Source organism: Curtobacterium sp. MCBD17_035 (assembly GCF_003234815.2).
Lineage (GTDB): Bacteria > Actinomycetota > Actinomycetes > Actinomycetales > Microbacteriaceae > Curtobacterium.
Genome location: NZ_CP126279.1, coordinates 1,688,217 through 1,701,567, shown reverse-complemented (window position 1 = coordinate 1,701,567; position 13,351 = coordinate 1,688,217). Strand labels below are relative to the sequence as shown.

At 73.5% G+C, this 13,351-nt stretch carries 12 protein-coding genes; all 12 read right to left on the bottom strand.

The window, feature by feature from the left end; all coding sequences use genetic code 11:
* Positions 1-15: 15 nt before the first annotated feature.
* Positions 16-1,605 carry an ABC transporter substrate-binding protein gene (locus DEI93_RS08100; RefSeq protein ID WP_111119330.1) on the bottom strand — a complete coding sequence of 530 codons (1,590 nt, stop codon included), beginning with the start codon at positions 1,603-1,605 and terminating at the stop codon, positions 16-18.
* A 74-nt stretch (positions 1,606-1,679) separates the two neighbouring features.
* Positions 1,680-2,606 (bottom strand): ABC transporter permease, encoded by a 927-nt coding sequence (locus tag DEI93_RS08095; RefSeq protein ID WP_111119396.1) that lies wholly within the window; start codon positions 2,604-2,606, stop codon positions 1,680-1,682.
* A gap of 5 nt (positions 2,607-2,611) precedes the next feature.
* A complete protein-coding gene (locus tag DEI93_RS08090) occupies positions 2,612-3,472 on the bottom strand; it encodes an ABC transporter permease (protein WP_111013356.1) in 861 nt (286 codons plus the stop codon).
* The gene (locus DEI93_RS08085) at positions 3,469-5,346 is read right to left on the bottom strand and encodes an oligopeptide/dipeptide ABC transporter ATP-binding protein (protein WP_220037854.1); all 1,878 of its coding nucleotides are present in this window, start codon (positions 5,344-5,346) and stop codon (positions 3,469-3,471) included. Before DEI93_RS08085 ends, DEI93_RS08090 begins: the two co-directional genes overlap by 4 nt.
* Positions 5,343-6,248: a polysaccharide deacetylase family protein gene (locus tag DEI93_RS08080; RefSeq protein WP_111119328.1), complete on the bottom strand. Its 906-nt coding sequence runs from the start codon at positions 6,246-6,248 to the stop codon at positions 5,343-5,345. Before DEI93_RS08080 ends, DEI93_RS08085 begins: the two co-directional genes overlap by 4 nt.
* Positions 6,245-7,798, bottom strand: a complete 1,554-nt coding sequence (locus DEI93_RS08075; RefSeq protein WP_111119395.1) for an amidohydrolase family protein — start codon at positions 7,796-7,798, stop codon at positions 6,245-6,247. Before DEI93_RS08075 ends, DEI93_RS08080 begins: the two co-directional genes overlap by 4 nt.
* The gene (locus DEI93_RS08070; protein WP_111119327.1) at positions 7,795-8,514 is read right to left on the bottom strand and encodes an aspartate/glutamate racemase family protein; all 720 of its coding nucleotides are present in this window, start codon (positions 8,512-8,514) and stop codon (positions 7,795-7,797) included. The genes DEI93_RS08075 and DEI93_RS08070 overlap by 4 nt, the downstream gene beginning before the upstream one ends.
* Positions 8,514-9,437: a carbohydrate kinase family protein gene (locus tag DEI93_RS08065; protein WP_111119326.1), complete on the bottom strand. Its 924-nt coding sequence runs from the start codon at positions 9,435-9,437 to the stop codon at positions 8,514-8,516. Before DEI93_RS08065 ends, DEI93_RS08070 begins: the two co-directional genes overlap by 1 nt.
* Positions 9,430-10,647, bottom strand: a complete 1,218-nt coding sequence (locus DEI93_RS08060; protein ID WP_181435984.1) for an SIS domain-containing protein — start codon at positions 10,645-10,647, stop codon at positions 9,430-9,432. Before DEI93_RS08060 ends, DEI93_RS08065 begins: the two co-directional genes overlap by 8 nt.
* Before the next feature lie 80 nt (positions 10,648-10,727).
* Positions 10,728-11,537, bottom strand: coding sequence for a BtpA/SgcQ family protein (locus DEI93_RS08055; RefSeq protein WP_181436136.1), 810 nt, complete (start codon positions 11,535-11,537; stop codon positions 10,728-10,730).
* Between the two features lie 212 nt (positions 11,538-11,749).
* Entirely contained in the window at positions 11,750-12,433 is a 684-nt protein-coding gene (locus DEI93_RS08050) for a nucleotidyltransferase family protein (protein ID WP_258372360.1), read from the bottom strand.
* On the bottom strand, positions 12,430-13,350 hold the full coding sequence (gene pucL, locus DEI93_RS08045; RefSeq protein ID WP_111120641.1) for a factor-independent urate hydroxylase: 921 nt from the start codon (positions 13,348-13,350) through the stop codon (positions 12,430-12,432). Before pucL ends, DEI93_RS08050 begins: the two co-directional genes overlap by 4 nt.
* Between the last annotated feature and the right edge of the window lies 1 nt (position 13,351).

Sequence of the window (13,351 nt, the reverse complement as noted above, 5' to 3'; positions counted from 1 at the left end):
CGGCGCCCGCGGACCTCACCCGGCGATGCCGAGCTTGCTGAAGTCCAGCTCGTTCGCGCCGATGTTGTGCGACTTCGCGACGCCGGTCAGCCACTTCTGCGCGACGACCCAGTCCTTGTTGTAGGAGAGGTTGTAGTAGCAGCCGGTCTGGGCGTACTGCTCGGCCGCGGCGACGTACGCGCTGTCGTCGCCGGTCTGCACGGCGTGGTCGAGCTTCTGGTCGACCGCCGGGACGTCGCAGCCGAAGTAGTCGATGCCGCCCGACTTGTCCCAGAAGACGTGGCCCCACATGTACGGGGAGCCGCCGTCCGGCCCGTTGTTGCCGTCGAAGAACGCGTCCGGGCCCGTGGTCGGGTCGTTGATCCACCCGAACACCTGGGACGTCGGGTACGACTTCGCCGTGGCCGTGATGCCGTCGGCCTGGAGCTTCGCCGCCTGGATGTTCGCCATCTGCTGGGCGTTCGTGTTGCCGCTCGCGTAGCCGATGGTCATCGTGGTGCCGGACGGCAGCGTCTTCGCGTACGACTTCATCGCCGAGGGCTCGTACGTGATCGTCTGCTCGTCCTTGCCGCCCGGGATCATGCCCTTGGCGTAGAGGGTCGTCGCCGGCTCGGAGCGGCTGCCGAGCACCTGCTTGACGATCGACTTCTGGTCGATGCTCTCGAGGAACGCGAGTCGGGCCTGTTTGCTGCTGAAGAACGACTTGGTCGGGTTCACGGTGACCAGGGCGGACTGCAGCGTGGGGAGCATGTAGCTGGCGTACTGCTTGCTGTCCTCGTACTTGGACAGGCTCGACGAGGGCAGTGCGGCGACGATCGCGGACACGTCCCCGCGGTCGAACGCGAGCTGCAGCGCCGAGGCGTCCGAGTAGATCGGCAGCTTCACCGTGGTGAACGGCGACTTCGTGCCCCAGTACCCGGCGTAGCGGGACAGGGTCCACGAGGTGCCGGGGTCGGCCGAGCTGATCTCGTACGGACCGGTCCCGACGTCGTGGGTCTGCAGGTAGGTCTGCGCGTCATCCGATCCGGCATGCTTCTGCAGCGCGGTGGGCGACTCCATCTTCGGGCCGAACGGCGAGGCGAGGTAGTCCAGGAACGCCGAGTTCGGGGCGTCGAGGGTCACCACGGCGGTCGAGGCGTCCGGCGTCGCGACGCTCTCGACGCCCTGCACCATGTACGCGGCGCCGCCCTTGACGGCGATGCGTCGGTCGAAGGCGACCTTGACCGCCGCCGAGGTGAAGGGGGTGCCGTCGTGGAAGGTGACGCCCTTGCGGAGGTGGAACGTGTAGACGGTGTTGTCGCCGCTCACGGTCCACGACGTCGCCAGGCGGGGCGCGATCTTCACCGAGTCGGTGTCGTTCGCGTACTGCACGAGCCCCTCGTACGTGTTGAGCACGATCGCGAGGCCGTTGTTCGCGTAGTAGATGTCGGGGTCCGGCGGCTGGCCGATGTCGCCGAGCAGACCGACGGTGAGCGTGCCGTTCTCCGGTGCGGCGTTCGGGCTCGAGCCGCCACCTCCGGAACAGGCCGCGAGGGCGAGGAGCGGGACGGCCGCGGCCGCGACCAGCGCGATGCGGGTCCGCCGACGGAGTGAGCTGAGCCTCACGGTGTCTCCTTCATTGGATGGGGTGGTGCGTTCTGGGTGGGATGGGGTGGAGCTGGCCGAGGTCGCTCCCGCAGTCAGGCGAGACGCGGGTCCGCGGCGGTCTGGAGGACGTCGGCGACCGTGTTCACGACGACGTAGACCGCGCCGAGCACGAGCGTCACCGCGGCGATGGCCGGGTAGTCGGAGGTCGGGATGCTGTTGGCGAGGTAGTTGCCCATGCCGGGCCAGCTGAACACCTGCTCGACGACGACGTCGCCGGCGAACATGAACCCGAGCTGGAGGCCCGCCATCGCCAGGGCGGGACCGATCGCGTTCCGCACGACGTGCCGGGCGAGCACCGCCCCCTCGCCGAGGCCCTTCGACCGAGCGGTCCGGACGTGGTCGGCCACGAGCGTCGTCTCGAGACCGGCCCGCAGGATGCGCCCGATCGCGAGTGCCGGTGCGATCGCGAGCACGGTCGCGGGCAGGACGAGGTGCGACACCGCGGACCCGACCCCGCCGGTGCCCTGCCCGGAGGCGGGGAGCCAGTCGAGCTGCGCGTAGAACAGGATGATTCCGCCGAGTGCGAGCAGGAACGGCGGTGCGGTCGCCGCGAGGAGCAGCGCTCCCCGGTAGACGCCCGCGAACGGCCAGCGGAGGGCCGCGGAGGCCGCGAACAGCCCGGCCAGCACGAGCGCGATCACGAACGCGGCGAGCACGAGCTCGACAGTCGCGGGGAACGCCGATGCGAGGTCGGTGGCGACGGCCCGGTGCGTCCGGTACGACGTCCCGAAGTCACCGTGCAGGGCCCCGGCGATGAACCGCAGGAACTGCACCGGCAGCGGGTCGTCGAGGCCGAGGCGGTGGCGTTCCGCGTCGACGGCCTGCCGTGACGCGTTCGCGCCGAGTGCCGCGCGGGCCGGGTCGCCGGGCGAGATCTGCTGGAGCAGGAACACGACGGCGCTGAGCACGAGCAGCACGGCCACGAGGGACCCGAGACGACGGAGCAGGAAGCGGATCACGCTCGTCACCTCCTGGACCCGACGAGCGTGCGGATGCCGTCGCCGGCGAGGTTCGCGACGAGGCTGAGCACGAGCACGGCGACGCCGGGGACGACGGGCACCCACCACGCGCTGAGGAGCAGCTGCGTGTTCGCGGCGGTGTCGGCGCCGAGCTCGGGTGCGGGTGACGGCGCGCCGAGACCGAGGAACGACAGCCCGGCGAGCAGGAGCACGACGTTGCCGATGTCGAGGCTCGCGGTGACGATGGCGGTCGGCACGGCGGCGGGGAGCACGTGCCGGAACACGAGCCGTGCCCGGCCGACCCCGGCCACCCGGGCCGCCTCGACGTGGGGTCGGGCGACGGTGGCGCGGATCTCGGACCGGATGATGCGTGCGTAGTAGGGCCACCACACGACCGAGATGCCGATGAGCGTGTTCGTGATGCCGGGTCCGAGCGCCGCGACGATCGCGATGGCCACGAGCGTGGACGGCAGCGCGAGGAACAGGTCGGTGACCCGCATGAGCACGCTGTCGACCCACCCGCCGGCGACGCCCGCCGCCACGCCGACCACGCCGCCGACGACGAGGCCGACCGCGACGACGGCGAGTGCCGAGAACCAGGACGTCTGGAGGCCGTACAGCGTGCGCGAGAGGATGTCGCGCCCGATCGAGTCGGTACCGAGCAGGTGTCCCGGCGACCCGAGCGGGAGTTGCACGCCCCCGACCGGCTGGATCGGGTCGTCGGGCGCGATGAGGCGGGCGACGATCGCGACGACGGTGAGTGCGCCGAGCAGCCCGACGAGCACCCATGCCGTGGTGCGTCCGGCGTGCACGCCGCTCGTGAACGCCGCGGGTGAGAACCGGCGGGTCGCGACGACGGCGCTCACCGGGCCACCGCGATCTCGGGGACCGACGCGACGAGCGTGCGCGTGTACGGCTCACGTGGGTCGCCGATGACGGCGTCGGCGGCGCCGAGTTCGACGATGCGGCCGCGCTCGACGACGGCGATCCGGTCGCCCATGAGCCGGGCGACCGCGAGGTCGTGCGTGACGAACAGGACGGTCATGGCGAGTTCCTCCCGCATGTCCCGGATGAGGTTGAGGGTGGTCGCGGCGAGCGAGGCGTCGAGCGCGCTCGTCGGTTCGTCGCACAGGAGCACGGCGGGCCGCACGACGGTCGCTCGGGCGAGCGCGACGCGCTGCCGTTGCCCACCGGACAGGTCGGAGGGGCGGAGCCGTGCGACCGATGCGGGGAGACCGATGGCGTCGAGGGCCTCGGACACGCGTCGGTCGGTCTCGGTGCGGCCGAGCCGCTGCGGGCGGAGCCGCTCGGCGAGGGTCTCGCCGACCGTCATCCACGGGGTGAGTGACGACCCGGCGTCCTGGAACACCATCTGCGCGCCGCCGTCGGCGACCCGGATGTGTCCGGACCGGACGGGCACGAGGCCGGCGATCGCGCGGAGGATCGTCGACTTGCCCGAACCGCTCTCGCCGACGATCGCGAGAGACGCACCGGCGGCCACGTCGAAGCGCATGCCGCGCACGGCCTCCACCGTGCGTCGCCGTCGACCGTGGCCGGTGACGTACGTGCAGACGACGTCGTCGACGACGACCGCCGGGGCGGGGGCCGTGCCGTCACCGACGCGCGCGGCACCGGCCGGTGTGGCGCGGGTGGCGACCGGCCGGGAGGCGCGGCCCGGGCCGGGTGCGACCGCGGCGGTCCGCGGCGTGGCCGCGTCGGTGCGCACGACCTCGGCCGGGGCCCAGCACGCGGCTGCGTGGCCCGGCGCGGACACCGCGGCGTCGAGCCCGGGGGTCTCGGCGACGCACCGGTCGAACGCGAGGGGGCACCGTGCGCGGTACGGGCAGCCGACGAGGCGTTGCTCGGGCGTCAGCGTGTCCGGCGGCAGGGTCGGGAGCCGGACGTCGCGGTCGAGGCCGAGCGACAGGCGGGAGCGCATGAGGCCGGCCGTGTACGGGTGCGCGGGGGCGGTGAGCACGGCGTCGGTCGGACCGACCTCGGCGAGGCGTCCCGCGTACATCACGGCGATCCGGTCGGCGATCTGGGCCGCGACGCCGAGGTCGTGGGTGATGAGGAGGACGCTGCAGCCCTGCTCGTCGCGGAGTTCGCGGAGCAGGTCGAGCAGCTGCGCCTGCACGGTGACGTCGAGCGCGGTGGTGGGCTCGTCCGCGACGACCAGGGCGGGCCTCCCGGCCATCGCGATCGCCGCCATGACGCGCTGGCGGAGGCCACCGGAGAGCTCGTGCGGGTAGACGCTGAACCGCATCGCGGGGTCGGGCACGCCCATCGCGTCGAGGAGGGCGATCGAGCCGGCGCGGTCCTGCCCGGCCTCGACGATCTGACGGCCGACGCGCATCGTCGGGTTGAGCGACGTCATCGGGTCCTGGAACACGGCGCCGAGCGCGGTGCGCCGGGCACGAGCGCGTTCGGCGTCGGTGCCGTGGGCCATGTCGGTGCCCTGCACCCGGACCTCGCCGCTGATGTGCGGACGGGCGGCGTCCGGCAGGAGCCCGAGCAGGCTCATGGCGAGCATGCTCTTGCCGGAGCCGGACTCCCCCACGAGCCCGACGATCTCGCCGCGGGCGATGTCGAGGTCGACGCCGCGCAGCACCGCGCTGCGGGCACCGTCACGTTCGAGCGACACGTGCAGGTCCCGGATCGACGCCGTCACGCCGCCCGTCCTGGCCGCCGCGCCCGCGGCCGTGCCTCCAGCGTTCGGGGTGTCCATGGGGTCGCTCACGCCGTCACCTCCGTCGTCGCGAGGTGCGCCGCGATCGCCCGCGGCTGGGTGAACCAGACGCGGTCCCGGTGTGCGGTCATGTGCTGCAGGGCCCGGTCGAGGGCACGGAGGCGGAATGGGGCGCCGGAGATGAACGAGTGCACGACGACGCTCATGACGAGCGGCTGCTCCTCGGAGCGTTCCAGGAGCTCGTCGAACTCGTCGACCACCATGTCGGCGAACTCGGACGCCGACGCGCCGCGGCCGACGATCGTCGTGCTGTCGTTCACCTCGAGCGCGTACGGCAGCGCCACGATCTGGCCGGCAGCGGTCGTGATCGGCACGGGGCGGTCGTCGAGACGCAGGTCGAGGAGGTAGCGGTACCCGCTCGCGACGAGGTTGTCGAGCGTCGAGGGCGTGTGGGTCAGCCAGGGGCTCGACCAGCCGCCCGGCGCCTCGCCCTCCTCGGCGGCGATCCGGTCGGCCACGGCGGCGACGTACGCGGCCTCCTCGGCGCTCGACATGGCCCCGAGCGAGTCGGAGTTCGAGATGCCGTGCCCGACGAACTCCGCGCCCAGGGCCCGGGCGGCGCGGATGAGGTCCGGCGCGGCGTCGTACACGGCGGTGTTGAGGAGCACGGTCGGTGGGATGCCCGCACGGTCGAGACGCTCGAGCAGGCGGAACGCCCCGACGCGGTTGCCGTAGTCCCGCCACGAGGTGTTGACGAGGTCCGGCGCGGTGACGTCCGGCACGATGTCCTCGGTCGCTCCGACGCCGAAGCGGTACTCCTCGAGTCCGACGGCGACGTAGACGGCGAGGCGTCGGCCGTCGGGCCAGTCCCGGCCGGGCGCGTCGGTGATCGGCCGGTAGTCCCAGAAGCTGTGTCCCGGGGCGGTGTCGGTGCGGGTGTCGTCGTGCGTCATGCTGTCGTCCTGTCCGTGGCGATCCACCTGGTCATGCCCACGTCGGTGCGGGCGGCCCGCCGCACCACGGCGTCGTACGCCGGGTACAGGGCGTCGGCCGCGGCCCACGTGCGTTCGAGCGCGGGACGCCGGGCTGCGTGCAGCTCCCGGGCCTCCGCGAGGAGTTCGGCCTCGTCGACCGAGACCACGCGGCCGCCCTCGGCGACGATCCGACCGGCGACGACCGTCATCCGGACGCTGCCGCCGGACTCGCAGTAGACGAGCTGGCCGCGGAGGTCGTTGAACGGCGTGAACGCCGGCGCGTGCAGGTCGAGCAGCGCGAGGTCCGCCTGCGCGCCCTCGGCGACGCGGCCGATCCGGCCGCGCTCGGCGTTCCGCCCGTCGCGGCGCATCGCGGCGGCGCCGCCCTCCCAGAGCGCGTCGAGGACCTCGGCCGGGAGTGGCCAGCGGTCCGCGTCGAGCCCGGCGACGTTGTGGATGAGGCCGGCCTGCTTGACGACGCCCCAGGTGTTGACGGTGTCGTCGCAGATCGCCTCGTCGACGCCGAGCGCGATCCGGATGCCGCGGTCGCGCATGGCGCGGAACGGCATGACGCCGCTGCCGAGCCGCAGGTTGCTCACCGGGTTGTGCGCCACGACGGCGTCCGCTGCGGCGATGAGGTCGAGGTCGTGCTCGTCGACCCACACCGCGTGGATGACGTTGACGCGGTCGCTGAGCAGCCCGAGGTCCGCGGTGTACCGGACGAGGCTCCGCCCGGCGAACCGTTCCTGCCCGCTGCCCGTTGCGGAGAGGGCACGCTGCGTGCGTGTCTCGAGCATGTGGGCGAAGAGCGGGACGTCGTGCGTACGGCTGAGGTCGTCGAGCGCACCGAAGTACTCCGGGCTCACCCGCTGGGGCGCCGAGATCGACACCGCTGCGGTGAGCCGGCCGTCGGCAGCGCCGTGCCACCGCCGGAACAGGTGGTCGTACGCGGCCAGGAGTTCCGGTGCCGCGGCCGGTGCCGGCGCGTGGAGTGCCGCGGCCAGCGCGTCGGCGTCGTCGAGGAACGGGAGCTTGTCGGCGTCGGCGAGCTCCGGCTGGTCCAGGGCGACGCTCGCGCGGATGCCGCTGTCCTCGTACGCCTGCATGACGGCGTCGATGACGTCGGGATCGGGTGCCGGCATGAGGAACGCGTCGTCCTGCACGCTCGTCGTCCCGGTCCGGAGCATCTCGAGCGCGCCGAGCATCGTCCGGAGGTACGCCTCGCGCGGGGTCGGGGCGAGGTCGGGGTCCGCGGGCGACTCGTAGAGCATGAAGGTCTCGAGCGGGCGGCTGGGGAACGCGCCCTTGAGGTGGTTCGCGGGCGAGTGGAAGTGCGCGTTGACCAGTCCCGGGACGAGGACGTGGTGCCCCCCACCGGCGACCACCCGCGCGTCCGCCGGAGCCTGCTGCCGAGCCGCCGGGCCGATCGCACGCACGGTGTCCTCGACGACCAGGAGATCGGTCGGACCGACCATGCCTGCGGGTGTCTCCGGTGCCCAGACGAACACGTCGGTGAACAGCGCGCTCATGCCCACACCTCGCTCGTGGTCGGGGACCCGGTCGGCACGGCCCAGGTGTTCGCACGCGAGGTCGTCAGCCCCTGCGCGAGCAGCCCCTCGATCGCGGTCGTGGCGGCGGCGACACCGTCGACCACCGGCACGCCGAGCGCGTCCCCGAGGCCGGACACCAGGTCCGTGAGTCCTGCGCAACCGAGCACGATGGCCTCCGCACCGTCCGCGACGAGCGCGTGCCGGGCCTCCCGGGCGAACGCGTCGAAGGCGGGGCCGGCGCCGGTCTCGATCTCCTCGACCGCCACGTCGACGGCGCGGACGACGCAGCGGTGCCCGAGGCCGAGCGACGCGACCACGCGGTCGGTCATGGCGATGGTCCGCGGGGGCATCGTGATGACGGTGAACCGGTGGGCGAGGAGCGCGGCGGTCTGGAGCGCTGCCTCCGTCATGCCGACGACCGGTCCGCGGGCGCGCTCACGAGCGGCCGGGAGGCCCGTGTCGCCGAAGCAGGCGACGACGTAGCCGTCGACCCCGTCGCGTTCGCCCTGCTCGACCTGCGCGAGCACACCGGCGGCGCCGAACACCTCGTCGACGTGGGTCTCGACGGTCGCCGGTGCACCACTGGAGTGGCTCGCGGTCAGGACGGTGTCCGGGCGCGCGACCGCGCGGGCGGCGGCGAGGACGGCGTCGGTCATCGGCAGGCTCGTGTTCGGGTTGAGGAGTCGGACGTGCATCAGGCGGCCCCGGTCGTCGCGGCGGTCGGCGCGCCACTCGGTGCGGCGGCGGCCGCGGTGCGCTCGGCGAGGAGCGCCGTGACGCCGTGTGCGCTGATCGCGACGCGGGCGGCGGCGGCGCCGGCGTGGGCTGCGGTCACCGGGTCCGCGCCGGTCTGGTGCGCGGCGGCGAAGGCGCCGCAGAACGCGTCGCCCGCGCCGGTGGCGTCGACGGGGGTCACGACGTCGGTCGGCACGACGAGCGTCCGGTCCGCCGTGGCCAGGACGCAGCCGCGTTCGGCCGTCTTGATCACGACGAGGTCGGCTCCGGCGGCGCGGAACACCGCGGCGGCGGCGACGAGGTCGTCGGTCCCCGCGAGGGCGACCGCCTCGACCTCGCTCGGCAGGAACACGTCGCACGTCGGCAGGAGCGCGAGGAGCGCGTCCTCGTTGCCCGCGACGTAGTCCTCCTGCAGGTCGAGGTAGACGGTCGCCGCGGTCGCGGTGCGGAGCCACGGGCCGAGGGCGAGCTGTGACCGGAGGCTCATGGCGGAGACGAGCACGCCCGTGGCCGTGAGCGCGGCTTGGGTGACGTCGTCCGGGTACACCGACATCGCGTCGAACGCGTCCTCGCCGTCGAGGAGGTCCCAGGTGCGGGTGCCGTCCGCGGCGTAGGTGACCCGGTTGCGGACGGTGCGTCCGTCGCGCGGCCGTGCCGACTCGACGCGGATCCCCGCGTCGGCGACGTCCTGGAGGAGCGCGGCGGGCAGGTCCGTCCCGACCGGTGCGAGCATGCGGACGTCGTCGAGCACGCGTCGCGCGGCCAGCGCCGCGAAGAGCGCGTCGCCCCCGAGTGCGGTGGTGGTCACGCCGTCGATGACGGAGTCGTCGATCGTCAGGTTGCCGACGCACAGGAGGCTCGGCGCGGCCGCGTCCTCACGCATGCGTCGCCGCCGTGGTCGTCGTCCCCGCCTCGGCCGCCACCGCGGCCTCGGCCGTGGCGAACTGCTCCATCGCGAGCAGGTAGCCGGTGAGCTGGGCCGGGAGGACCGTGAGGAGTGGGCTGATCGGCTCCGGGACCGCCGGGACGGTCACGACGTCGTCGGCGACGTCGTCGAAGTCGTGCACGCCCTCGGTCGTGACCACCGTGACGCTGCCGCCGAATCGCTTCGCCTCGCTCGCGGTGTGCACGGCGCGCGGCACGGACGGCCCGGCGGGCGCGATCACCCAGATGGGCTCCCCCGCCTTGAGCGAGTTGTAGTGGTGGAACTCCTCGACCTGGATCGCCTCGGCGTGGTCGGGGGTGCACTCCTTGACCTTGGCGGCGCCGATGATCGCCGCGCCCCACGAGGGGCCGGCGGCCGAGAACAGGAATGCGTCGGCGGCCTGCTCTCGCTGTGCGATGGCGCGCAGGCGGGGCTCGGTCTCGGCGATGACGCGTTCCATGAGCGCGGGCACCGTGTCGAGCGCCTGCCGGAGTGCGGGGGCGGCCGCGTGACCGCGGAGCGCACCGACGCGGATGGCGAGGTCGACGAGGAGCGCGAGCGCCGTGGTGGAGGACTGGGTGGGCCAGCCGACCCGGGTGGCTCGGAGGAGCAGGGTGCGCTCGGACTCCGTGTCGAGCGTGGAACCCGCCGTGTTCGTGATCGCGACGGTCAGGGCGCCGATGTGCTGGGCGACGAGGGCCGCCTCGACCGTCCGGGTGGTCTCCCCCGAGCTCGAGAGGGCGACGACGACGCTGCGGGTCGTCACGAGCGGTGCGAGGTAGTACGCGAGGTCGAGGCTCTGGACCGGCTCGACCGGGACCCCGAGCATGAGCTCGAGCGTCTGTCGGGCGGCGATCGCCACCGCGAGGGAGTCCCCCGCGCCGGTCACGAACACGCGGTCGACGTCCATCGCGGCGATCCGGTCCGCGAGTTCGTCGAGGGCGGCGTCGTTGGCGGCCAGGGTCTCGCGGATGCGGTCGGGCTGCGCGATGAGCTCCGGGTAGGTGGCCTCGTCCCGCGCACGCCGCTTCGGGTCGAGCGGGTGGTCCGTCGGCAGGGCGACGATCGACGCGTGCTCCGCGGCCGACACGCGCTCGACGATCTGCTGCTGGCGCGCGTCGAGCGGGCTGTCCTGGCCGATGAACGGGCTGGGCGGGGTGGTGGTCATGGTTCCTGTCCTGGGGTCCGGCGCTGGTGCTGGTGTGGGGTGGGCCGTGCGGGCGGGGGCGGGGCCGGTGTCGCCGGGCGTCAGGCGGCGGCGGGCACGAGCGCGCGGCCGAAGGCGGCGGCGACCGCGGGGTCGACGCGCGCGTCCGGGGCGCTCGACCGCTTGATCGCGCTGCCGAGGATCGCGCCGTCCGCCCGGGCGACGGTCTGCGCGATGGTGTCGAGCCCGACGCGGCCACCGACGACGAAGGGCGCGTCCAGGGCGGTCGCGCGCAGGCCGTCGATGTCGTCGAGCGCGTCCCCGACGCCGCTGTCCCGGGTGACGACGAGGACGTCGGCGCGACCGAAGGCCCGGGCCTCCTGCGCGGCCCACGCCCCGCTGCCCGCGAGTGCCAGGCTCGTCGCCTCGTGCACGTCGGCCCAGACCTCGACGTCGCTGCCGAGGCGCTGGCGCATCGCGGCGACCTCGTACGCGCAGCCCTCGATCCAGCCGGTCGGGCCGACGGAGACGCCGGTGAGCACCTTGACGCGGACGAACGTGGCGCCGATCGCGTGGGCGATGGCGACGGCGCTCGGGCCGTCGTTGTGGCCGACGACGACACCGACCGGCACGTCGACGGCCCCGACGACCGCGGCGCCGACGACGGACAGCGCCGCGACCGTGGGGGCGTCGACACGCACGGCCTGGGGCATGTCGCTCGCGTCCTGCACCATGACGTGGGTGAAGCCGGCGTCCTGCAGGGCGCGGGCGTCCTCGGCGGCGCGCACCGCGATGTCGGCGACCGGGACGCCCGTGTGGTTCACGGCACCCGGGAGCGGCGGCAGGTGCAGGACGCCGACCAGGCGGAAGCCGGTCGGGTCGGCGTCGGGGTGGCGCAGGGAGTCGGTCACGCGGAGTGCTCCTCGGGGTGGAGGGGGTGGGTGACCAAACGGTATACAGAACCGTGTTTCCGGGGTGTGAACGCGCGTTACCGGCTCGTGAAGCGATGCTGGACGCGGTACCGGGGCGCGAGGGAAACCCCTGCTGAGGAGCAGTTTCAAGCCGCCGTCAGGAGCTCGGCGGAGCGGTCAGGATCGCGATGGCGTGTATACGAGGAACCGGGTCAGGGCGTCGATCCGGCCGGCCGGTCGTGGTCGGCACCGTCCCAGAGGTCGCCGCACTCGACCCGCTCCACCCCGTGCGAGCGGAGGTAGGCTCCGGCCCCGCGGTCGCCGTGCAGGGACGTCGCGAGCGGTGCCCAGTGTGCGCGCCCGACGAGCACGGGATGCCCCGGTCGGTCGCCGAACATCGCCTGCCGGAGGCGGGCACGGCGGCCTCCGTGCGGTCCGGAGGGACCGGGCGGCTCCACCTCGAGCAGGCGTCGGACGGCAGCGACGGGGAGCTCAGGGAGGTCCACGAGGGTCACGAGGACCGCGTCGGCGCCGCCTCGTGCGCCGTCGTCGTCACACGAGCGGTCGCCGGGTGCGCGGTCGCCGTCGGCGACCGCGACCAGTCCGGCGCGGAGCGACGCCCCCAGTCCCTCCGCCCAAGCGCCGGCGACGACGACCCGGACGGCCGGATGGTCGGGTACGAGCGGCCGTGCGACATCGGCGGCCGCTCCGAGGACCACGACGACGGTCGCGCAGCCACCGTCGAGCAGGGTCCGGACGGCGCGCTCGACCCAGGGGCGTCCGTCGGCACCCCTGACGAGTGCCTTCGGTCGGCCCATGCGGGAGCCCGCGCCGCCGGCGAGCACGAGGCCGACGACCGTGCTGCCGGGACGCTCCCCGGTCGCGTCGGTGGTCACACGAACCCGGGTACCGATGTCCACGCGGCGGGGGCCTCGGCGACGCCGTCGCGGACCACCGAGCCGGAGATGAGTCCGTACGGGCGGTCGGCGGCGTAGAACACCTCGTTCGGGTTGTCGAGGCCGAACGGCGCGAGGTCGACGAGGAAGTGGTGCTTGTTCGGCATCGAGAAGCGGACCTCGGCGATCTCGGGGAACGCCTCGATCGCGGTGCGGCCCATCGCGAACAGCGTCTGCTGCAGCGCGTACGAGTGGAGGTCGGCGAAGGTCGCGAGCATGCGCTCGAGGACGCCCGCGTGGGTGGCGTTCCAGTCGATGCCCGCCTCGACCGCCTCGGGCAGGTACCGCCAGCGCGCCGTCACCGAGGTCGCCAGGATCCGGTCGTCGGTCTCGGCGAGCGTCGTGTAGCGGTCGCGGGGGAACCCGTGGAACTCGCTCCCCGTCGACTTGAGCACGGTCAGGTCGGTCACGCCCGCGAGGACGTGGACGTCGTCGCCGTCGACCTGCACGACGGCGGTGCGGGTGCCGCTGCCGGCGCGGACGAAGGCGTGGTCGTGGTCGCGGCCGTCCACCGGGATGCGCGCCCACCCGTGCTGGTCCGCGGTCAACGTCGCGCCCTCGTACCAGTCGAACGCCGTCGTGAAGTGTCGGCCGAGACGGAGCAGGAACTCCTCGGGGCTGTGCACGCCGTGCTCGCGGGCGAACGCGTAGACCGTGTTCTTCTGCGTGTCGGTCGCCAGGACCTTCGCGTTGTCGCCCGACGTGTACGAGTCGGCGAGGGCGGCACCGCGGAGCTGCGTCGTGATCGTCAGGTCCTCGATCTCGTGCCGGTCGGTGTCCCGCGTCACGCGGACGAGGCGGACCTCGGCCTTGCCGTACTGGTTCGGGCCCAGGTGCACGCTGGATGTGTCGGTCATG

Bases quoted from the DNA above. Each gene is read 5' to 3' on its own strand.
- DEI93_RS08075 (WP_111119395.1), bottom strand. From the start codon at position 7,798: ATGAGCGCGCTGTTCACCGACGTGTTCGTCTGGGCACCGGAGACACCC.
- pucL (WP_111120641.1), bottom strand. From the start codon at position 13,350: ATGACCGACACATCCAGCGTGCACCTGGGCCCGAACCAGTACGGCAAG.
- DEI93_RS08065 (WP_111119326.1), bottom strand. From the start codon at position 9,437: ATGCGTGAGGACGCGGCCGCGCCGAGCCTCCTGTGCGTCGGCAACCTG.
- DEI93_RS08080 (WP_111119328.1), bottom strand. From the start codon at position 6,248: ATGACGCACGACGACACCCGCACCGACACCGCCCCGGGACACAGCTTC.
- DEI93_RS08070 (WP_111119327.1), bottom strand. From the start codon at position 8,514: ATGCACGTCCGACTCCTCAACCCGAACACGAGCCTGCCGATGACCGAC.
- DEI93_RS08060 (WP_181435984.1), bottom strand. From the start codon at position 10,647: ATGACCACCACCCCGCCCAGCCCGTTCATCGGCCAGGACAGCCCGCTC.